Below are 19,970 nucleotides of genomic sequence, written 5' to 3'. Positions count from 1 at the left end.
TGAAGCAGAAAGATTACAGGAGGGCGGATTTTTTACGCTAAGCAGCATCTTCCGGAAACGCGCCGGAAGCTTCAGGCGCTCTTCGAGCCCGTTTTGATCCGCGCAATCACCTGTTCGATGATCCAATCCGGCGTGGAAGCGCCGGCACTGATGCCGCAATACGCTTTCCCGTCAAACCAGGCGTCGTCGATGTCGTCGGGTCCTTCGATGTGATAACTGTCCAGGCAGTACGCCTGGGCGATACTGTGCAGCTGCTTCGTATTCGAAGAGTTCTTCCCGCCGATGATGATCATCACATCGGCCCGTTTTGAGAGGTCCCGCACCGCATCCTGGTTTTCGAAGGTCGCGTTGCAGATCGTGTTGAAGACCCTTACCTCTTTATAGCGCGGTATCAGGTAATTGACGATTTTGAGGAACTCGTCGACTTTCCGCGTCGTCTGCGCCACGACGGCAATCTTCTCTTTGAAGCGGATCTGTTCGAGCTCCTCGACGCTCATAACGACATAAGCGCCTTCCTTGGCGTAGCTTTTCACCCCGCGGATCTCCGGATGCGCCTCATCGCCGAAGATAACGATGTCGTACCCCTGCTCGCTCATCTCCTCGCAGATCTGCTGCGGTTTGGTCACATAGGGGCAGGTGGCGTCAACGACATGGACATCTCGCGCATAGAGCGTCTCCAGCTCCTGCTTCGGAATGCCGTGGGTCCGGATGACCGCCGTGTCGCCCGCTTGGAAATCGTCCAGATTCTCCGTCAATGCGACCTGGAAATCCTTCTGGAGACGTTCGATCTCCTTCGCATTATGGATCAGTGGGCCGTAGGTGGCCGACTGGCGGTTCTCCTCGGCGATCTTGATCGCCCGTTTGACGCCGAAACAGAAGCCATAGTTCTCTGCCAGTTCAATCTTCATGTTGCACTTCCCCGATCGTACCGATCAGTTCGAAAAAGTTCGGGAAGGAGGTCCGGATACAGTCGGTATCCGTGACTTCCATCCCGCAGCGCAGCCCGGCGACGATAAAACTCATCGCGATGCGGTGGTCCCCGAAACTGTCGACGGCAGCCGCCTGCAATGCTCCGCCCGTAATGCGGTAGCCGTCGTTGGACTCTTCACAGACTATACCGCATTTTTGCAGGTTCGTCATCACCGTAGTGATGCGGTCGCTCTCCTTGACCCGGAGCTCTTCGGCATTTTTGACCTCGCTGGTCCCCTCCGCCGTCGCCATCGCGACGGCCAGCGCCGGCAATTCGTCAATCAGCCAAGCGATGTTCTCTTCGACGACGACCGCCTTGAGCGGCCGGTAGCGCACCTCGATATTCCCGATGGGCTCATACCGCTCGTCGGTCACCTCGTAGCGAATATCCGCCCCCATGCGTTCGAGCGCCTTGAAGGCCTCGATACGGGTCGGGTTGAGGGTGACGCCCTCGATGACGGCGCTGCTGCCGGGTATGATCGCTGCGGCAACGGCAAAAAAGAAGGCGCTGGAGGGATCGGCGGGGACCCGGATATCAAGGGGCTGCAGCAGTCCGCCGAGCGGCTGCACTTCCGTTCGGAGATGCTCCGTTTTGATCTCGGCCCCCATCCCGCTGAGCATCCGCTCCGTATGGTCTCGGCTGAGTTCGGGTTCTTCGAAATAGCAGGGGCCGTCGGCCCGAAGCGCTGCGAGGATCATGGCGCTTTTAACCTGCGCCGAAGCGACAGGGCTTTTATAGTCGAAAGCCTTCAGCGAACCGCCACGCACGCTCAGCGGCGCAAGGTCGCCGTTGTTGCGGCCGTCGAGCTGCGCGCCGATGCTGCGCAGCGGCGCCGTTACCCGTTTCATCGGGCGGCGGCGGAGGTATTCGTCCCCGCTCAACACGAAGTGCCCCTCCGCCGACGCGAGCAGCCCGCAGAAAAGCCGCATCCCCGTACCGGAATTGCCGCAGTCGAGGATGTCGTCGGGCTCTTTGATGCCGCGGGAGGCGATTGTGATCACCTCGCCGTCATCCGCCACCTCGGCCCCCAACGCTTCCACGATGCGCAGGGTATTCATCGTATCCTCCCCGCGCAGGAAGTTCCGGATAACGCTTGTGCCCTCGGCGAGGGTCGCGAACATCGCGCTGCGGTGTGAGATCGATTTGTCCGCCGCGACCTTGTCGCTGCGAAATGCGAACGTCCCCGCCGGCGCGATACGGACCCGGCTCATCGCAGTGCTACCCCAAGGTCGTTCTGCAGGGCCGCAAGGACCCCTTCCATCGCTGCCGTGATCTCCTCTTCTTCCAGGGTCTTCTCCTGCGACTGCAGCACGAAGCGCAGCGTCAGGCTCATCTGATCGCCCAGTGTCTCGTCCGTATAGCGGTCGACGGGGTAGAAGCGGACGATCTCGCCGCTGCGGCTTCCCTCGATGACTTCGGCCACCTTCGCGTACGCCATGGCCTGCGGCATCAGGATGCTGAGGTCGCGGTGCGACGCCTGGTACTTGGAGTACGGCTTCGCTTCGACCCTTTCAAAGGCGAGCGCATCAAAAGATCCTTCGAACATCACGGTGCGCGGAAGGTCCATCTCCGCCTGCAGCGTCGGGTGCAGCGTGAACATCTCCCCGATCTTGAGGCCCTTTTGGTAGACGGCTGCCGCCTGGTAGGGGTGCGCCATCTTGTGTGTCGGCGTAACCGGCTTCAGGGTGAAATCGCCCAGAACGTCCGCCGCCAGTTTGGAGAAGGACTCAAAACTGACACTCTCCGGCTTCCCGCTGTTGTCGAGGCTGTCCTCGTTCAGGGTTCCCGCAAAGAGGAGCGCGATTTTGACCGATTCGCGGCGCTGGACGTCGAAGACCGAACCGATCTCGAAGAGCGGGATACGTTTGCGGCCGTTCTTGGCATTGCTGCTGGCCGCGTTGAGCAGCCCTGCCAGCAGGGTCGGACGCAACGTATCGAGTGTCCCGGCGATCGGGTTGAGCAGAGAAAGCTCCTTCGCGACGCTCGCCAATCCCAGGGCGTCGAGCTGCTCACGCTCGTTGAAGACAAAGTGAACGCTCTCGTAAAAGCCGCTCTGCGCTGCGCGCTGACGGTAGGTCTGCTTTTTCCGGAACGCAAAGTAGTCATCGTCGATGCGGTCCGCTTCGGTCAGGACGAAAGGCTTCGCCGGGATATTGTCGATACCGACGATACGAACGATCTCCTCGATCAGGTCCTGACGGTTGACGATGTCGTGACGGAAGCGCGGTACGCTGACGACGATCTGCTCTTCGCTCGATTTGGAAATATCGAAGCCGAGGTTTTTGAGAATATTCGCCACGCGGCTCTTATCTATTTCTGTACCGACAATGCTGCTGACGTAGGCCATATCGATGCTGATATTCTTCGGTTCAAAGACTTCGGCATGCTCCAGGGTGCCGCCGTAGATCTTGCCCTCGCCCTTCGCCTCGATGCAGCTGAAAAGGAAGTCGCTGCCGACGGAGAGTTCCGGTTCGCTTCCCCGGGAGGTACGGTAGTAGAGCGGCCCGCTTTGCAGTTTCGTCTCCGCCATCTTCTGCGAAATGACATCCGGGGCGATATAGCTCGCCTCGATGACGATGACGCCGCGGACGTCTTGCAGACGGGAAGCATCTTCCTGGCGGATACCGATGATCGAAGCGCACTCCTGCCCGTAGACGGCGGTGAGGCCGTGGGCTTCGCGCTTGATGACGATCTCGGCGAGCTTCTCGTCATTGCCACGGAAGAAGTCCACGGGATAGGCGCGCAGGATCACGCCGGTCGTATGCATGGCGTACTCAAGACACCCTTCGACGGCGTTTGCGCGGCTCTCGTCGATCATCGCCAGACGCAGCGTCATCAGCAGTGAGTCGTCAAAGAACTCGACCGATACCGCATGGTAGCGGACGCTTCCGGTAACATCGCCTTCAACATCGAGTTTCAGCAGACGCCCGATGCCCAGGCGGTTCTCATCCTCACGGCCGGCAGTGCGGGGTTTCAGACTCTTGTCCAGGGCCGCACAGAGGTCGCGGGCCACCCCGCGGATACTCAGACAATCCCCGCGATTCGCCGTCAGTTCGATCTCGATCAGGTCGTCGTTGATCAGCGGGTAATCGGCGAGAGGCTTTCCGAGCTCGAGCGCGCCGATACTCTCATCAAGCACAAGGATGCCGTCGTTCACTTTAGGCAATCCCAGTTCGGTCGCGGAACAGATCATCCCCGCCGAATCGACGCCGCGCAGCTTGACCGGCTTGATCTCCAGGCCGCCGGGCATGACCGCACCGACGACGGCAACGGGAACATACTGCCCCGCCGCGACGTTAGGTGCTCCGCAGACGATCTGGCGCGTTTCGCCGCCCAGATCGACCTGGCAGACGTTAAGCTTATCCGCGTCCGGGTGTCTTTCGCATGCCGCGACCCGCCCGACGACGATCTTTTCGGGGATCCGGTAGGACTCTACCCTATCGACCTCCAGACCGATGGCATTGAAAGTCTTGGCCAGGTGCTCCGTCGTAATGTCGGAAAGGTCGATCCATTCGTTCAGCCAGTGGCGTGTGACAATCATTTGAACTGCTCCAGTAGTCTGATATCGCCCTCAAACAGCGAACGCAGATCCCCGATACGGTGGATCAGCATCGCGAAGCGCTCCACGCCGAGGCCGAAGGCGTAGCCGCTGACGTTCTCATAACCAACCGCCTTGAAGACGTTGGGGTCGACGATCCCGCAGCCCAGGACTTCCAGCCATCCCGTCTTGGAACAGACGCGGCAGCCGTCGCCGCCGCAGAAGATACAGCTGATATCGACTTCCGCGGACGGTTCCGTGAAGGGGAAGAAACTCGGGCGAAAACGGACCTCGACGTCACCGAACATGTACTTGAGGAAGTCCTCAAGAATAAACTTCAGGTTCGCGAAGGAGACTTTGCCCTCTTCGTCGACGAGCAGACCCTCGACCTGGTGGAACATCGGAGTATGCGTCAGGTCGTAGTCGCGGCGGAACACGGCGCCCGGAGCGATCATACGGATCGGCGGCTTCTCCTGCTTCATCGTGCGGATCTGGACCGGAGAGGTGTGGGTGCGCAGCAGCAGCTCGTCTTTGAAATAAAAGGTGTCCTGCATGTCACGGGCCGGGTGGTACTTGGGCAGGTTCAGCGCCTCGAAGTTATGGAAATCATCTTCGACCATCGGTCCGGTCTTGACCGAGAAGTTCATGGCGACAAAGTACTCGACGATGCGGTCCATCGTCTGCATCACCGGGTGCAGCGCACCGCGTTCGCTTCCGCGGCCGAACAGGGTCACGTCGATCGCCTCCGCTTTCATCCCCGCCTCGAGCGCTTCGAGGGCCAGGATCTCCTTGCGGACGTTAAAGGCCTCGGTCAGCTTCGCCTTATGCTCGTTGAGCTCTTTGGCAAACGCGCCCTTCTCCTCGTTGGGAACGGACTTCATCTTCGCGAACTCGGCCGCGAGCACCCCTTTTTTCCCGAACACCGCAATACGGATCTCTTCAAGTTTGTCGACACTCTGTGCCGACGCAATGGCGTCATACCACTCTTGCAACCCTGGCTCCTTCCCGGGGACGTCTCCCCCATGTATCTTGCGCGTATTGTATCCAAAGAGCTTTAAAGGGCAGTATCATTGATCAATTACACTGCAGGAGCAAAGCCCCTAACGCTAAGTTCGCGTTGTCCTCGCGCTATGCCCTGCGGAATTCCGCTTCGCTGCATCAGCAGCGGGCGCTCTGGAAGAAGTGCTCTCGGAGCGCTCGCGCGCCCTCGGCGCTTTTTCTCTGAAATGCTCTTCTTTAAAATCAATACGATACCCTCCAATTCAAAGCAGGTCAGCCTCAAAGGCTTCTATGCTACAATCACAAAAACGCTCTTTCAAGGAACATTCATGTGTCTTTTCTGCAAAATCGCCAACAATGAACTGAGTGCCAACACGGTGCACGAAAACGACGACTTCGTCGCCTTTCACGACATCAATCCCAAGGCCCCCGTTCACGTGCTCGCCATTCCCAGAACCCATGTTGACAGCTTCAACGAGGTGACGCCGGAGATGATGGCGGGCATGACTGCTTTTATCCAGGAAGTGGTCGAGAAGGTCGATATCAAAGAGAGCGGCTACCGCGTTATTACGAACATCGGCGAAAACGGCGGCCAGGAGGTCAAACACCTCCATTTCCACATCCTCGGCGGCGCCAGACTGCGCTGGGGCCACTTCGCGGACGCGGACCCGAAAGACTTCCTTTAATCGCACGGCTTCCGAACAAAGTCCGGATGCCTACGTTAACACTGGGTTTGCTTCGGCAGCAAGCCCACGCGCAGAAGGCCTGCGCTTTCAACTCTCCCCACTAAAAAACATTACAAAAAATTTCGGCATGGAGTGTCCACGTAATAGGACGGTTGAAGTGCGTGTGAGTGTATTACATGCGGCAGCCGCATTGTCCTTTTTTCTTCCCGGTTCGGCTTCTTTTTTGGACAAACAAAAAAGAAGGGGAACAAAGAACCTAAAAAAGGTTTGCGGCATATTGAGGCAGATAAGCCTTAGCTGGGGCAGGCTTCGATTTCACCGAAGTCGATATTGCCGCCCTGCCCGCTGATGATCTCCTCATTCTCACGCAGGACGTTGCCGTTGTGCGTCACGGAGTAGGTGATCTTCGTCGTATCACGGACGGTATTGATCGTCGAGCAGTAGGTTTCGATGCTTCCCATGACCCAGCGCAGCGCCGTCATATCGTCGGCGTCGGAGTCGAAGCGGTAGTCGAGGTGCAGGGTATTAAACTTGCACGGCGGCGTTTCGTTGCGCACGACCTCGCCGTCGACACTGAGGTTGGTGACCGTCTTGCCCTGCTTTTTCGGGATGGCAATGAGGTCGCTGGTCGTACAGGCGACAAGGCCGGAGAGGAAGTATTCAATCGGGGAGATAACCGGGCAGTCAATGACAAAGCTCTGTCCGCGGTCCGTTTTCGCCTCGAAGCGCATCTCGTCCAGGTGGGAAATCGTTACTTTCATAAATCAAGCTCCTTCAGGTAGTTTTCGAAGTGCACGATCTGTTCGAGCGTGCGCACCGTCGCCGTTCCGCCGGAGGAGGTACGGGCGTTCATGGAGTGCGCCAGCTGAAGATGGGGGATCACGTCCTCGCCGATACGTTCGTCGATGGCCTTGAGCTCACCGTAAGCGATCTCGCTCAGGTCTATTCCGAGCGCTTCGGCCCGGGCGACGGCCTTGCCCGTAATAAAGTGGGCCTCGCGGAACGGCACCCCACAGCGCTCGACGAGGTAGTCGGCCAGGTCTGTAGCGCTCAGGTGTCCCTTCTTTGAAGCAGCCAGCATGTTCTCCGGTTTGACCGTCATCGTCTTGAGCGCTTCGTTCAGGATCTCAAGAGAGATGTGCGCCGTGGCAACGGCGTCGAAGACTCCCTCTTTGTCCTCCTGGGTATCCTTGTTATAAGCGAGCGGCAGCCCCTTCATCACCGTGAGCAGCCCCATCAGCGCGCCGTAGACGCGGCCCGTTTTGCCCCGCAGCAGTTCCGGGACATCCGGATTCTTCTTCTGCGGCATGATGGAGGAGCCCGTCGAATACTCATCGGAGAGCTCAACAAAGCCGAACTCGTAGCTCGACCAGAGGATCAGCTCTTCGCTGAGGCGGGAGACGTGCATCATCATCGTCGAGATGTTAAAGAGGATCTCCAGGGCGAAATCGCGGTCGCTGACCGTATCGAGGCAGTTGACGCTGACGCTGTCGAACCCCAGCGCGTTGGCGGTCAGGTTGCGGTCGATGTCGTGCGGCGTCCCGGCCAGGGCGGCGCAGCCCAGCGGGGAGACGTTGTTGCGCTGGCGGCTCGAGAGGAGACGGTCGATGTCCCGTTTGAACATGCTCGCGTATGCCAGCAGATGGAAACCGAAATTGATCGGCTGGGCATGCTGCAGGTGCGTCATCCCCGGCAGCAGCGTCTCTGTATGCTTGCCGGCAATGTCGACGAGGGTCTGCATCAGGGTTTTGAGCTGGCCGACGATCTCCAGGTTCTTGCGCAGGACATAGCGGCGGAAGTCGACGGCCACCTGGTCGTTGCGGCTGCGGGCCGTATGCAGTTTCTTTCCGGCATCCCCGATGAGCGCCGTAAGACGCTTTTCAATCGCCATATGCAGGTCTTCGTCGCTGATATTCCACTCAAAACTGCCCGCTTCGATCTCTTCGCGGACCTGTGCCAGTCCCCCGCGGATCGCCTCGAGCTCATCCGCACTCAGGATACCGCGGCTCTGCAGCATGGCGGCGTGTGCGAGCGAACCTTCGATATCTTCCCGGTACAGTTCGCGGTCGAACATGATCGAGGCGTTAAACTGGTCTAGAAGTGACGAGGCTGAGGCACTGAAACGGCCGGACCACATTTTTTCCATAGCTCTGTCTCCAAAATAAAATACGGTATTTTAGCGAATAGGGTTTAAAGTGCAGAAAGGGCCCAGAGGCCCGGAGGTTTTAGTTACAGGCGGGAACGTTCCCGCTGTCCTTGGCGTATTCGACCATGAAGTCCTTCAGGTGCTTCGAATTTTTCTGGTACTTCTTGCTTTTGAAGTATTTCCAGGACTTCTTCGCTTTGTCGTTATTGAGGTGAATTTCAGCCAGGCCTTCGCCATGGTTCTTCATCATCTTTTTCCATGTTCTGCGTTTGTAGGTAAAGGCGATATCCTGGCCGTCGTCATGACAGGCTTTACACTGTTTATGAAACTCGCGCTGACCTTTGTACACGGCAGCTTCACTGACAACACCCGTCATCAGTGCCGTAATAAGAACAGAGAAAACGACCTTCTTCATTCGCATCCTTTATCCAAGGGAGGTGTCACACAAGAATACATTATATATTATTATGCGGGCCTTAATTGTGACACTTTTGTAACAGGCTACTTAAACGCCATCTCTTCGGCCCTGGCAAGCAGTTCCCGGGCACCTTGTTCAATGAACGTCTCCGCCATTTTTCGGCCGAGATTATCGACGGCATCTTTAGGTACTTCGACCGATTCGGCAAGCACTTCCGTGCCGTCGGGAAGCCCGACAATCGCCTGGGTCAGCACCTGACCGTTTTCGAGGACGGTGGCATTGACGCCGATCGGCACCTGGCATCCGCCCTGCAGGGTATCGACAAATTCGCGTTCGATCGTCGTTTCGATACGGGTATTCGTATCTTCAAGCCCCCGGGCGATCTCAAGGACTTCCGGGTCATCAACGGCTTCGATTCCGAGTGCGCCCTGTCCCATGGCAGGCACCATATCGCCCAGCGCGATCGGGTAGACGTACTCGACGCTGTCGAGCAGCCCCAGGCGGTTGATCCCGGCCGAAGCGAGGATGATGGCATCGTACTCGCCCTCTTTGAGCTTTCGGATGCGGGTATCGACATTCCCGCGGAGGTCCTTGATGGTCAGGTCCGGGCGCAGGGCCAGGATCTGCATCCGGCGGCGCAGCGACGAGGTCCCGACGACCGCCCCCTCGGGCAAGGCATCGACGCTGGCATATTTTTCGCTCAGCATCGCGTCGCGGTCGTCTTCGCGTTCGGTAATGGCAGCCAGCAGAAGCCCGTCGGGCATCTGCGTCGGTACGTCTTTGAGCGAGTGGACCGCCAGCTGGGCTTCGCCGCCCAGCATCGTCTCTTCGATCTCTTTGAGAAAGAGCCCCTTGCCGCCGATCTTTGCCAGCGGCACGTCGAGGATCTTGTCGCCGCTGGTCACGACGATTTTAAGCGACACTTCCAGACCGGGGTTCTGCTCCTCGAGAACGGCCTTGATATGTTCGGACTGCCAGAGTGCCAGCTTGCTTCCGCGGGTTGCGATGACGAGTTTCTTCATTTAACGTTGACTCCCTTGTAACGGTTTTTGGTTGCATCTTTTTCGCCGTCGAAATAGACCGTCGGCGTGCCGCTGACCATCAGGGATTCGATGACGGCGTCATCCGATGCAACCTGGGCGTTGACCGCCGCGGCATGCAGATCACTGATTTTCAGGTTCGTGTTGACGGCTTTGTTGAAAGCATCGAGGATCTTCTGCTCATCCTTTTCGCGCGTGATCGTCGTCGGCACCTTGTAGAGCGAGAGCATGACATCTTTGCGCCCCTGGAGCTCTGCGGCCACTGCTGCGCGGGTCAGCGTCGGTGCCGCGGGGTGGAGGCGTTCAAGCGGGAAATGGTAGTAATAGACGGCGAAGGTCTCCGGGTACTGCTTCATGTACTCCACCGCCTTCGGAACGTAATTGCGGCAGAAAGGGCAAAGCGGGTCGGAGAAGATCGCGACCTTGTGCTTTGCATTCGCATTCCCGTAAATCAGGTTCTCTTTTTTGTAATACTCGGCTTTGAATTTCGGGGCGACGGCATCGCGAAGGCTTTTGCCCGTTTTCATGTCGGTCAGTTCGCCGGTGATCACCTTGTCGTTGGCGAAATAGATGACGCGCTGCTTCACTTCGCGCTCATCCTTGCCCTGCTTCACCTTGGCATCGAGCGACACGACAAAACTGTCCCACCCTTTCATGCCCTCAAGCGGTTGACGCTCGACGACTTTGACCGTCAAAGAGCTGATGGCGGGATTCTTGGAAAGGTTGTTCTTGAGAAAGGTTTCGACTTCGCTGTTCGTTGCGGCAAAAAGGCTAGCGCTTATCAGCATCGTCGCTGACAATTTCGACATCAATGACATGGTCATCCTTTTGAGTGTTGTGAGTTGATGAATCGTGCTTGGATTGTGACACAAATCGGTTAACCAACATCTTCGTTATGACGCTGAACTGAAGCAGTACGCCGAAAATATCCGTGAGAAAACCGGGGGCGATCAGCAGAAAAGCGCCTAGAATGGTAAAGAGGTTAAGCTGCTGAAATTCGAAGGGGTCGATACGCGCCTGGTTCAGCGCGTTGATATTCTCCGCCAGCGTTCCCCGGAAGTTCGCCAGGATCACGATGCCCACCAGGGCGCTCGCGATCAGCTCGACGAAGGTCCATACCCCGCCGATCGCCGAAGCGATCTTAACGGAAACGAGCACTTCCAGGAAAAGATAGAGGAGAAAGTAGATCATCCGATCCACTCCATAATGCGCGCGAGGGCTTCGGAAGAGGGAACATCCGTCTTTGTATCTTCGGCTCGGTCGAAGAACTGCACGATGCCGTTGGCGAGCTCCTTGCCGATGATAACGGTGAGCGGGTAGCCGACCAGTTCCGCGTCTTTCGCCTTGAACCCGAAACGCTCCTTGCGGTCGTCCATGATGACGTCAACACCCGCATCCTGCAGCGAAGCGTAAAGGCTCTCGGCCAGGGCCACCTGCTCCTCGTCTTTGATGTTGGAGATCATCAGGTTAACCAGATAGGGTGCCGTCGCCTTGGTCCAGACGCACCCCTTCTCGTCATGGTGCTGCTCGATGACCGCGGCGATAAGGCGGCTCACACCCATACCGTAGGTGCCCATCACGAAAGGTTCCGCTTTCCCGTTCTCGTTGAGGAACTGCGCCCCCAGCGGTGCGGAGTAGACGGTGCCGAGCTTGAAGATATGCCCGACCTCGATCCCTTTCGTATAGGAGAGCTTTCCGTCGCAGACCGGGCAGCCGTCGCCCTCTTTGACCTCATAAAGCGCGGCATACTGCGCCTCTTCCGGAAGGACCGAAAGATCGACGCCGACATAGTGGAAATCGGCCTCGTTGGCGCCGCAGATCATATTGGCCGCCCCTTTGACGTCCCAGTCAAAGATCGTACGCACGGCATCCAAGTCCAGCGGCCCGATGAAGCCCGGTACCAGCCCGAGCGCCGAAAGTTCCTCTTCGTTGACATCGACGAGATCCAGCGCACCGCAGGCGTTCGTCGCCTTGACCTCCTGCAGGTCGTCGCAGCCGCGCAGGAAGAAGACGACGACTTCGTCCCCCTCTTCGTAGATCGCCCGCTTCGCCACGGCCTTAAGGGTGTAGTAGGGGTCGACGTGGAAGAAGCCGCCAAGCTCCTCGATGCTCTTAATGCCCGGCGTCGCGAACTTGTTGAAGTCCGCCTCCGGCGCCTCGGGAATCGTCGTACGTTCCGAACGTCTGGCGGCCTCGATGTTGGCCCCGTATTCGCAGCGGTCGCAGACGGCAAGGGTATCTTCGCCGCTGTCGGCAAGGACCATCAGCTCCTTCGAGCCCGACCCGCCGATCGCGCCGCTGTCGGCCTCGACGATGCGAAAATCAAGCCCCAGCCGCTCCAGGACGCGTTTGTAGGCCGCTTCCATCGCATCGAACTCGCGGTCGAGGTCCTCGTAGGAGGTGTGGAAGCTGTAGCCGTCTTTCATGACGAATTCACGTGCGCGCATCAGGCCGAAACGCGGGCGCGCCTCGTCGCGGAACTTCGTCTTGATCTGGTAGAGGTTCAGCGGCAGCTGCTTGTAGCTGTTGACGCGGTTGCGTACGAGGTTGACCATCATCTCTTCATGGGTCGGTCCCAGGACAAAGAGGTTCTCTTTGCGGTCACGGAAGCGCAGCAGTTCCTTGCCGAACTTCTCGATCCGGCCGCTCTCTTCCCACAGCTCCGCCGGGGTGACGAAACTGAGGTCCACCTCCTGCGCACCGGCACGTGCCATCTCTTCGTTGATGATCGCTTCGATCTTTTTCAGCACCCGCTTGCCCAAAGGCATCAGGTTGTACAGCCCGCTGGCGACCTGGGCGATAAACCCGGCCCGGGTCAGATAGATGTGGCTCGGGAGCGCCGCATCTTTGGGCGCCTCCTTCTCCGTCGGGATAAAAGCCTGGGACATACGCATTGTCGGTTACTCCTCACTCATGTCTAAAATAAATGCCATCGAATCGATCATGGCGTCGATGTCGCCTTCGTCAGCTGCTTTGCGCAGCTGCTGTACCTGCGGGTGCAGGAATCGCTTGATCGCCTGCAGGGCCATCTTCTGCGCCTGCGCTTCATACGCCTCGGGCACATACCCCTTGCCGACAACGCGGGCCGCTTCCGTCGCGGCCGCCGTGTCGGCACGGCGGTAGAGCTCCTTGATCAGCGGTTCGATGTTGAGCGATTTGAGCCAGGCGTAGAACTCCGCCGTATAACGCCCGACGATGGCGAAGGAGGCCTTGGCCTCCTCTTCGCGCAGCATGATATTCTCGTCGACCGTGTTTTTCAGGTCGTCCACCCGGTGCACCGTCACCATCGCATGGTCGATGTCGCCGATATCCCGCGGAACCGCCATATCGAACCAGTGGCACTCCCGCTCTTTTTTCAGACCGATCTTCCCGCCGATGATGGGTTCTTCCGCGCTCGTTGCCGTAAAGATCATATCGTACTCGCCCAGGACGTCTTTGAGGCGCGTAAAGGGTACAAGCGTCCCTTTCACCTCTTCGGCCAGCGCTTCGACCTTTGCCATCGTACGGTTCATCAGGCTGACCTCGGCCCCGTGGTTTTTCAGGGTACGCGCGGCAATAACCGACATCTCTCCCGAACCGATGACCAGCGCCCGCTTGCCCGACAGCGTACCAAAGGCGCGGCGCGCGGCCGCCACGGCGACACTGGCGACGGAGACGGGCTTGGAGGAGATATCGGTCTGGTTGCGCACTTCGGCCGCGCATTTGAAGGCGTAGTTGACCGCCCGGGTCAGTTTGTCGCCGCAATGTCCCCGTTCCAGGGCGAAACGATAGGCGTCTTTGAGCTGGCCGGCGATCTGCGTCTCGCCGACGATGAGCGAATCAAGGGAACTGGCGACGCTGAAGAGGTGATGGATCGCCCCCTGGTCCTCGAAAAGCTCCGCCCGGCCCTCCAGCTCGTTGAGGCTGATCCCCGAATGCTCATGCAGCAACATAAAGAGGTGCTTGGCCGCTTCACCTGGGTTGTTGCAGCTGCTGATCAGTTCAATACGGTTACAGGTGGAGAGGACGAACGCTTCGTTCAGATAGGGGGCTTCGAGGGTACGGGCAAGAAAGGTCTCTTTGGCAGCATCATCGTTAAACGCCAGCTTGTCCCGGATGGGGAGCGTTGTATTTTTATGCGTAAAACTGAGGATAAGATAGTGCATCAGAACGTTCTTTGCATCATGGATTCCAAGACTGCCTCGAGGGCCGCGTCACCGCGGATGGCATCCCTGGCCTCGTCACTGAGCGCACGGGCCCGGGCGTAGGCGGCTTTGACCGCCCCGCTGCTCTCCAGCCCCGCTTGGAGCCAGCGGGTCTCCTCCGCCGTCGCGCTTTTGCCGTGCAGGGCGAGGAGGCGTTCGCGCGCCTCACCGTCGAGCGTGCGGTAGAGGTGGATATACGGCAGGGTGCATTTGCCTTCGACGTAGTCGTTCATCGCCGGTTTGCCCAGTGTCGCTTCATCGGAAACGATGTCGAGGATATCGTCGATGATCTGGAAGGCGACGCCGAGGTTCTTGCCGTAGAGCGCGTACGCCTCGGCGTCTTTGCCGGCCAGCATCGCCGCACTCTTCGCGGCCGCCTCGATCAGGACCCCCGTTTTGAGATAGAGCATCTGCAGATAGCGCGCTTCATCCTCATTGAATGATTTCGCCATCTGCACATCCATCATCTCGCCGACCGAGAGCGACGTAACGGCATCCGCGACCGTCTTGGCGATCCGGGCGTCGAACTGCGTCAGTTCGCTGAACGCCTTGGAGTAGAGGATATCGCCGAGCATCACCGCCTGTTTGCTCCCCTCGGTCGCATTGACAGAAGGGCTACCCCGGCGCAGCTGCGCCTCGTCGATGACATCGTCATGCAGAAGGCTCGCGGCGTGAATCAATTCGATCACCGCCGCCAGCGTCACCGCGGCATCTTCCTCCCCCGCGATCATCATGATCAGGCGGGCACGGAGGCGCTTGCCGCCGGACAGTGTTTCAAAAAGCCCGGTCGCGTACGGGTATCCCACCGCTGCGACCATCTCCTGCATTCTGCGCGCTACCGCTTCGACCATCTCGGCGCCTTCCCCCTATTCGCTTTGACTGAGGACGTTGCCCATCGACTCGATATAGAGTTCCTTCGCCATGGCATTGACGGCATCCGCTTCTTCGAACTGAAGCTGTTTGATCGTGCGGTCGATCGTCGCGTCGTCCATGGTCTGGCCGAGCAGTTTCTCCATTGCCGCCAGGCGCTCGATGAGGCGCTGGAGCTCCCCTTCGGCGACGGAACGGTTGGCGTTGAAGATTACGTCCATGAATTTACTGCGGGGTGAACCGCCGAAGATATCGCCTTCGTCTTCAAAAAGTGCTTCGTACATCTTGTGTTACCTTGAAAATAATTCGTGATTATACCCCTTTTGGGCTTAAGTGCATCTCCTCAACTCATAATCACCGTCCGGACTTTGCCCATCGCTACTTTACGATCCGATAAAAAAATAAAGCTAGAAAAAAATCATATTTTAATGGAACTGTAAGCTGTAACTTATAACAATCTGTTGTTGCTTAATTATGTAGATAATGCCAAACTCGTTGCGAAACGGGGACGGAAAGCCACGGGTCTCACTGAGACGGCCGGGTTGCCTAAACATAAACTAAGGTCTTCTACTCCTCGAGTGTCTTGCACACGCTCTACTAATTAGCACACAATTCTCGGTTCAACATAAGGTGACGGTACACTCCTTACTACTCAACCTGATGCCATCATACGGACGCTGACGTCTGTGCGGACGGCAGGTCTGTATGATTTTGAGTGTCCGTTTAATCACAGGGAGGGAAGTGTCGGCTTCCTTCCCTACCGCACTTCCTTTTCTCCTCTCATTTCAAAGCGCGTCGCTACCGTTTGATACGGTAGATGACGGCATAAAGCAACGGTACATAGAACAAGTTCAGTACCGTTGCCCATAATATCCCGTATCCCAGCGACACCGCCATCGGCTGCAGTATCTGTGCCTGACCCGAAGCGAAAAAGATCAGCGTCATGAGCCCGAGTACCGTCGTGATCGACGTCATCAGGATCGGCCGCAGGCGGGTCCGCGCCCGCCGCATCAACGCTTCGCTGTCCCTGGCCTGCCGGATAAAACTCACCATGATCAGGCCGTCGTTCACGACGACCCCCGCCAGCCCCACGGCCCCGATCAGGCTCGGCATCGTGATGGAGAGCCCCATCAACCAGTGGCCGACATAGACACCGACGAGGACCAGGGGGATCGTGCTGAGGACGATCAGGGCCAGTACCAACGAATCGAACAGCCAGACGAGGGTTATGAAGATCAGGAAGATCGCGACGGCCGCCGCCTGGGACATCTCCCGCTGCGTCTTGGCGTTCTCCTTCTCCTCCCCCTTGATCTCGATATGGAACCCCTCCTTTTGAAGGCGATCCAGCGTCGGTGCGATCGCCGTCATCACCTCCGACGATGTCCGGATATCCTTGTCCAAAGACGCATAGACGCTGCGGATACGCGCACCGTCCTCTTTTTCGATCGTCACGTATGCCTGCGTATAGATGAAGTCGGCGACGTCGCGCAGGGCCACGGTCTGGGTACTGTTCGGGAGTTGGATGCGGAAGCTCTCCAGGCTCTCGGGGTCATCTTTCTGCACGCTCTCGATGCGGATGCGCACCAGGCCGCTGGCGCTGAACATCTTGCCGTATTCGCCTTTGAGGTAGTGGGCGCGCAGCTGACGGCTGATATCCGCCTCGGTAAGCCCCAGGTCGTAACCGTAGTCGTTGATGCGCAGTTTCAGCTCCCGCTCCCCGAGATCGGCATCATCGGAAATGTTATAGACCCCCGTCACGTCGGCTAGGGCTGCTTCCAGCACTTTCACGCCCATCGCCAGCTCCGCATCATCCTTGCCCTCGAGCGCGAGCTCGATATCGTGCGCGACGACCCCCGTTCCCGGGACGGTAACGTTGAAGTTCTCGAAGGTCTTGGTCCCGTCATCTTCCGTGCGTTGGGCGAGCGGTTCGAGCCACTGTTTGACGTCTTCGCTGATCCGCTTGGCATCACGCTGCCGTTTGAGCACGTCGGCGTTATATTCGATCGAGAAGATGGGATTGATATATCGGTTGTACCAGTTATCCGGTGCGCGTTCGTGCAGGTCGATGAAGACCTGGAAGAGGTTCTCGCCGATTTCCGCCTTGTTCTTCGCATCCAGACGCATCCCGATCACCGCCGTCACCGAGGAGTACTCTTCGGGGTCAAGCTTCTCCAGCAACATCCGCTCGATGGCCGCAACCCTCTGCTCCGTATCTTCGAGCTCGTTGTTGATATTGACCTTCCCCGTCACGTAGACCTGGGTCACGTCGAAGGGCGGGAAAAGCTGAAAACGGCTCTGCGACACCATCACCGCCGTCAACGCAGCGATGGTGCCGACGATCAGGAAAAGGGAGCGTTTGCGGCGGCGGAAAAGGAGGTGCAGCGTTTTGTCGTACCAGCGGTAGAGGTGTTCCCAGATACTGTGGCTGACATGGCTCTCCCGGCGCAGGCGCAGCAGTTCGTGCGCATGCAGCGGCAGGAAGAAGAAGGCTTCGAAGAGGGAGCTGAGCAGCAAAATGGTGATCATCACGGGCAGGATCTTGATAAAAGTCCCCATCTCCCCGCTGATCAGCAGCATCGGCAAAAAGGCAAAAACCGTCGTCAGCGTCGCCGTCAGCACGGCGGGGAACATCTCCACCGCCCCCTGGATCGCCGCCTGACGCCGTGGCATCCCCTCCTCCATGTGGCGGTAGATGTTCTCCGCCACGACGATCGCTTCGTCGACGAGCATCCCCAGGGCGATCAGGGCGCCGAGCAGGGAGAGCATGTTGAGCGAATAGCCGATCATCTCCGTCGCGATCAGCCCGATCATGAAACTCATCGGGATCCCCATCGCCACGACGAGCGCGATGCCGCGGTTGACGAAGATAAGCATGGCGGCGAAGACGAGAATCAGCCCGACGATGATGTTGGAGACGACCGTATTGAGACGGTTCTTGATCCAGACCGAAGTGTCGGTGTAGACCGCGAACTGCAGGTCCGGGTAGCGTTTTTCGAAGCCCTTGAGGGTTTCGCGGATCTGTTTGGCCAGGGCGATGGCGTTGCCCGATTTTGACTTGGTGATGTTGACGGAGACGTTGCGAACCCCATTGTAGTGCGACAGCTCCGTCGCGTCGCCCAGCTCGAAGGTGGCCGTAGCGATCTGGCCGATTTTCACCCGCTTGCCGCCGACGCCGATAACCGTATTCTCGATCGCCGTTTCATCTTTTTCGCCGTTGTAGGTGCTGATGTAAAGGTGTTCGCCCCGCCGCTTGATGGTGCCGACGGGAAAAATGGAACTGAGATTCTGCAGCGCTGCGACCACGGCGTCGGTGGAGAGGCCGTAGGCGTCCAGTTTGTCCGGATCGATGCGGAAGACGAGTTCGTCGTCGGAATCGCCCCGGATCGTAATGTCGCTGAGCTCCTTGTAGCGCGACAGCGCGCTTTTGAGCTCATCGGCGCGCGCAAGGAGTTCGGTCATGGGCGCCTCACCGGCGATGGCCACCAGCACCAGCGGGATCGTCTCTTCATGGATCTGCGCGATGGGTTCGTTCATGTCCGAAGGGAGGTCCCGCTTCGTCTGGGCGATGATATCCTTGACGTCGTTGAGCACGTTGATGTTCTGCGATCCCGGCTTGATGTCGGCCGTGATGGTGAACGCGCCGTTTTTGATCGTCGTCGTCACCGTCTCCAGTTCGCTGATATTCCCCAGCTCGTCCTCGATCGTGGTGACGACCATTTTATCCAGGACATCCGCGCTCGCCCCGGCGTAGCCTCCGGTGATCGTGATCTTGTCCATCTGGATCGGCGGGAAGATCTCTTTGGGAATGTTAAGGTAGGCGAAGACGGAGAGGAGCAGCACGAACAGCAGCAGCATGTGGTTGAGCAGCGGTTTGTTCAGCGCGAACTCGATGAGGCGTGCGATCACGGCTGCTCCTCGACAAAGAGGGTGTCGAGCACCTGGTTTTTGAACTTCAGCGCCTCCACCCGCCGCTTGATGACGAGGTTCTCCTCTTTGAGCGTCTCGTATTCGCGCTGCATCGTCGCAATGTCGCGGCTTTTGTAGTAGATGCTGTTTTGAAGGTAGATCTTCGGGAAGAGCAGCATCCAGACGATCCCGAAGACCATCAGCATGCTGAACAGAAACCGCAGGCCTATTCCTTTGCGGGTAACAATGGCGCTGCCGGTCTCCTCAAGGAGGTTGGCTTTATCGTCCATGGCAGTTCATCTCAAAAAGCCGCAGTTTCGCACTGCGGCTGCGGGGGTTCTCTTTGAGTTCGTCCGCCTGTGCCGTGATCGGCTTTTTCGGCCGGGGGCGCCCGATGGCGTGGTCGTTGCCGCAGGTACAGCGCATCGCGTCGCTGGGGCAGATGCAGTTGCGGCTCCACTGCGCGAACCGCTGTTTGACAATGCGGTCTTCGAGGGAGTGGAACGAAATGATTCCGATAACCGCGTCGGGGAAGCAGGCGCGTTCGCAGACGTCGAGCAGGCGGTTCAGCTCCCCCAGTTCGTCGTTCACCTCGATGCGGATCGCCTGCATCACCAGTGTCGCCGGGTGGATCTTCTTGCCGCGGGGGGCATAGGGGCGGACCGCCTCGGCGAGCGCTTTGGCGGAGGTAAAGGGGCGCTGCGAAGCGATCACCTGCGCGATCTTGCGCGCGTTGGGGACCTCGCCGTAGTCGCGCAGGATGCGCTCGAGTTCCGCCTCGGCGTAGGTATTGACGACGGTCGCGGCATCCAGCGGGGCCGAGGGGTCCATCCGCATATCCAGCGTCTCGCTCTCAAAGGAGAAACCGCGATCCTTCTCGTCCAGCTGCAGCGAAGAGACGCCGATATCCGCGAGCACCCCCCGGATCTGCTCCGCGCCGTAATCCCGCACGATCGTCTCCAGCACGGCGGAAAAGCGCCCCTTACGGATCTCGACGCGCTCTCCGAACGGGGCCAGCCGCTCCGTCGAAAAACGGATCGCCGTCTCGTCCTGGTCGATGCCGACCAGACGGAGGTTCGGGTTCGCTTCGAGCAGCAGGCTGCTGTGCCCGCCGTACCCCATGGTACAGTCGACGACGATGCCCGCTTCGCAGCCGGAAAAAGCTTCGGTAACTTCTCGGTAAAGTACCGGAATATGGGGGATGTTCTGCATG

Annotated in this window: 18 protein-coding genes and 1 riboswitch; of the genes, 1 reads left to right on the top strand and 17 read right to left on the bottom strand. The window is 58.5% G+C overall.

All coding sequences use genetic code 11. The features are described 5' to 3' along the window. Nucleotides 1–71: 71 nt before the first annotated feature. The 4 genes from ACM66T_RS04815 to pheS are packed head-to-tail and all read right to left on the bottom strand — an operon-like array spanning nucleotide 72 to nucleotide 5,500. A complete protein-coding gene (locus ACM66T_RS04815) occupies nucleotides 72–908 on the bottom strand; it encodes a 4-hydroxy-3-methylbut-2-enyl diphosphate reductase (RefSeq protein ID WP_231020877.1) in 837 nt (278 codons plus the stop codon). Then, entirely contained in the window at nucleotides 898–2,181 is a 1,284-nt protein-coding gene (gene aroA, locus ACM66T_RS04810; protein ID WP_231020875.1) for a 3-phosphoshikimate 1-carboxyvinyltransferase, read from the bottom strand. The genes ACM66T_RS04815 and aroA overlap by 11 nt, the downstream gene beginning before the upstream one ends. After that, nucleotides 2,178–4,511, bottom strand: a complete 2,334-nt coding sequence (gene pheT, locus ACM66T_RS04805) for a phenylalanine--tRNA ligase subunit beta (RefSeq protein WP_231020873.1) — start codon at nucleotides 4,509–4,511, stop codon at nucleotides 2,178–2,180. The genes aroA and pheT overlap by 4 nt, the downstream gene beginning before the upstream one ends. After that, nucleotides 4,508–5,500 (bottom strand): phenylalanine--tRNA ligase subunit alpha, encoded by a 993-nt coding sequence (pheS, locus tag ACM66T_RS04800; RefSeq protein ID WP_231020871.1) that lies wholly within the window; start codon nucleotides 5,498–5,500, stop codon nucleotides 4,508–4,510. The genes pheT and pheS overlap by 4 nt, the downstream gene beginning before the upstream one ends. 336 nt (nucleotides 5,501–5,836) lie before the next feature. Here pheS and ACM66T_RS04795 point away from each other — a divergent pair, with 336 nt between their 5' ends. Next, a complete protein-coding gene (locus ACM66T_RS04795) occupies nucleotides 5,837–6,193 on the top strand; it encodes a histidine triad nucleotide-binding protein (RefSeq protein WP_231020870.1) in 357 nt (118 codons plus the stop codon). A 293-nt stretch (nucleotides 6,194–6,486) separates the two neighbouring features. Here the strand turns inward: ACM66T_RS04795 and ACM66T_RS04790 are convergent, their stop codons facing one another. The 13 genes from ACM66T_RS04790 to rsmH form a co-directional block, all read right to left on the bottom strand. After that, nucleotides 6,487–6,954, bottom strand: a complete 468-nt coding sequence (locus ACM66T_RS04790; RefSeq protein ID WP_231020868.1) for an OsmC family protein — start codon at nucleotides 6,952–6,954, stop codon at nucleotides 6,487–6,489. After that, nucleotides 6,951–8,339, bottom strand: coding sequence for an argininosuccinate lyase (argH, locus tag ACM66T_RS04785; RefSeq protein WP_231020866.1), 1,389 nt, complete (start codon nucleotides 8,337–8,339; stop codon nucleotides 6,951–6,953). The genes ACM66T_RS04790 and argH overlap by 4 nt, the downstream gene beginning before the upstream one ends. 79 nt (nucleotides 8,340–8,418) lie before the next feature. Then, nucleotides 8,419–8,754, bottom strand: a complete 336-nt coding sequence (locus ACM66T_RS04780) for a cytochrome C (protein ID WP_416768817.1) — start codon at nucleotides 8,752–8,754, stop codon at nucleotides 8,419–8,421. Between the two features lie 86 nt (nucleotides 8,755–8,840). Further along, the gene (hemC, locus tag ACM66T_RS04775) at nucleotides 8,841–9,779 is read right to left on the bottom strand and encodes a hydroxymethylbilane synthase (RefSeq protein ID WP_231020862.1); all 939 of its coding nucleotides are present in this window, start codon (nucleotides 9,777–9,779) and stop codon (nucleotides 8,841–8,843) included. Continuing rightward, nucleotides 9,776–10,615, bottom strand: coding sequence for a thioredoxin domain-containing protein (locus tag ACM66T_RS04770; protein ID WP_416768816.1), 840 nt, complete (start codon nucleotides 10,613–10,615; stop codon nucleotides 9,776–9,778). The genes hemC and ACM66T_RS04770 overlap by 4 nt, the downstream gene beginning before the upstream one ends. Further along, on the bottom strand, nucleotides 10,569–10,988 hold the full coding sequence (locus ACM66T_RS04765; RefSeq protein ID WP_231020858.1) for an FxsA family protein: 420 nt from the start codon (nucleotides 10,986–10,988) through the stop codon (nucleotides 10,569–10,571). The genes ACM66T_RS04770 and ACM66T_RS04765 overlap by 47 nt, the downstream gene beginning before the upstream one ends. Then, entirely contained in the window at nucleotides 10,985–12,691 is a 1,707-nt protein-coding gene (locus ACM66T_RS04760) for a proline--tRNA ligase (protein WP_231020856.1), read from the bottom strand. Before ACM66T_RS04760 ends, ACM66T_RS04765 begins: the two co-directional genes overlap by 4 nt. A 6-nt stretch (nucleotides 12,692–12,697) precedes the next feature. Then, on the bottom strand, nucleotides 12,698–13,942 hold the full coding sequence (gene hemA, locus ACM66T_RS04755) for a glutamyl-tRNA reductase (RefSeq protein WP_416768815.1): 1,245 nt from the start codon (nucleotides 13,940–13,942) through the stop codon (nucleotides 12,698–12,700). After that, nucleotides 13,942–14,832, bottom strand: coding sequence for a polyprenyl synthetase family protein (locus ACM66T_RS04750; RefSeq protein ID WP_416768814.1), 891 nt, complete (start codon nucleotides 14,830–14,832; stop codon nucleotides 13,942–13,944). Before ACM66T_RS04750 ends, hemA begins: the two co-directional genes overlap by 1 nt. Before the next feature lie 15 nt (nucleotides 14,833–14,847). Then, a complete protein-coding gene (locus tag ACM66T_RS04745) occupies nucleotides 14,848–15,135 on the bottom strand; it encodes a DUF2018 family protein (RefSeq protein WP_416768813.1) in 288 nt (95 codons plus the stop codon). Nucleotides 15,136–15,326: 191 nt separating this feature from the next. Next, nucleotides 15,327–15,401: riboswitch (cyclic di-GMP riboswitch) on the top strand. Nucleotides 15,402–15,649: 248 nt separating this feature from the next. After that, nucleotides 15,650–18,757 carry an efflux RND transporter permease subunit gene (locus ACM66T_RS04740; RefSeq protein ID WP_416768812.1) on the bottom strand — a complete coding sequence of 1,036 codons (3,108 nt, stop codon included), beginning with the start codon at nucleotides 18,755–18,757 and terminating at the stop codon, nucleotides 15,650–15,652. Continuing rightward, a complete protein-coding gene (locus ACM66T_RS04735; protein ID WP_231020848.1) occupies nucleotides 18,754–19,047 on the bottom strand; it encodes a hypothetical protein in 294 nt (97 codons plus the stop codon). The genes ACM66T_RS04740 and ACM66T_RS04735 overlap by 4 nt, the downstream gene beginning before the upstream one ends. After that, complete coding sequence (rsmH, locus tag ACM66T_RS04730; protein WP_416768811.1) at nucleotides 19,037–19,969, bottom strand: 16S rRNA (cytosine(1402)-N(4))-methyltransferase RsmH; 933 nt, start codon at nucleotides 19,967–19,969, stop codon at nucleotides 19,037–19,039. The genes ACM66T_RS04735 and rsmH overlap by 11 nt, the downstream gene beginning before the upstream one ends. Nucleotide 19,970 lies beyond the last annotated feature (1 nt).

The organism is Sulfurimonas sp. ST-25, from assembly GCF_048079205.1.
Taxonomy (GTDB): Bacteria; Campylobacterota; Campylobacteria; order Campylobacterales; family Sulfurimonadaceae; genus Thiomicrolovo; species Thiomicrolovo sulfuroxydans.
Note: the sequence above shows the minus strand (reverse complement) of the source record. Positions and strands in the feature narration are given on the sequence as shown.

Excerpts from the sequence above, each read along its gene's own strand:
- pheT (WP_231020873.1), bottom strand. The coding sequence starts at position 4,511 with ATGATTGTCACACGCCACTGGCTGAACGAATGGATCGACCTTTCCGAC.
- argH (WP_231020866.1), bottom strand. The coding sequence starts at position 8,339 with ATGGAAAAAATGTGGTCCGGCCGTTTCAGTGCCTCAGCCTCGTCACTT.
- ACM66T_RS04815 (WP_231020877.1), bottom strand. The coding sequence starts at position 908 with ATGAAGATTGAACTGGCAGAGAACTATGGCTTCTGTTTCGGCGTCAAA.
- aroA (WP_231020875.1), bottom strand. The coding sequence starts at position 2,181 with ATGAGCCGGGTCCGTATCGCGCCGGCGGGGACGTTCGCATTTCGCAGC.
- ACM66T_RS04760 (WP_231020856.1), bottom strand. The coding sequence starts at position 12,691 with ATGCGTATGTCCCAGGCTTTTATCCCGACGGAGAAGGAGGCGCCCAAA.
- rsmH (WP_416768811.1), bottom strand. The coding sequence starts at position 19,969 with ATGCAGAACATCCCCCATATTCCGGTACTTTACCGAGAAGTTACCGAA.
- hemA (WP_416768815.1), bottom strand. The coding sequence starts at position 13,942 with ATGCACTATCTTATCCTCAGTTTTACGCATAAAAATACAACGCTCCCC.
- ACM66T_RS04735 (WP_231020848.1), bottom strand. The coding sequence starts at position 19,047 with ATGGACGATAAAGCCAACCTCCTTGAGGAGACCGGCAGCGCCATTGTT.
- ACM66T_RS04790 (WP_231020868.1), bottom strand. The coding sequence starts at position 6,954 with ATGAAAGTAACGATTTCCCACCTGGACGAGATGCGCTTCGAGGCGAAA.
- ACM66T_RS04765 (WP_231020858.1), bottom strand. The coding sequence starts at position 10,988 with ATGATCTACTTTCTCCTCTATCTTTTCCTGGAAGTGCTCGTTTCCGTT.
- ACM66T_RS04750 (WP_416768814.1), bottom strand. The coding sequence starts at position 14,832 with ATGGTCGAAGCGGTAGCGCGCAGAATGCAGGAGATGGTCGCAGCGGTG.
- ACM66T_RS04745 (WP_416768813.1), bottom strand. The coding sequence starts at position 15,135 with ATGTACGAAGCACTTTTTGAAGACGAAGGCGATATCTTCGGCGGTTCA.
- ACM66T_RS04780 (WP_416768817.1), bottom strand. The coding sequence starts at position 8,754 with ATGAAGAAGGTCGTTTTCTCTGTTCTTATTACGGCACTGATGACGGGT.
- ACM66T_RS04795 (WP_231020870.1), top strand. The coding sequence starts at position 5,837 with ATGTGTCTTTTCTGCAAAATCGCCAACAATGAACTGAGTGCCAACACG.
- ACM66T_RS04770 (WP_416768816.1), bottom strand. The coding sequence starts at position 10,615 with ATGTCATTGATGTCGAAATTGTCAGCGACGATGCTGATAAGCGCTAGC.
- hemC (WP_231020862.1), bottom strand. The coding sequence starts at position 9,779 with ATGAAGAAACTCGTCATCGCAACCCGCGGAAGCAAGCTGGCACTCTGG.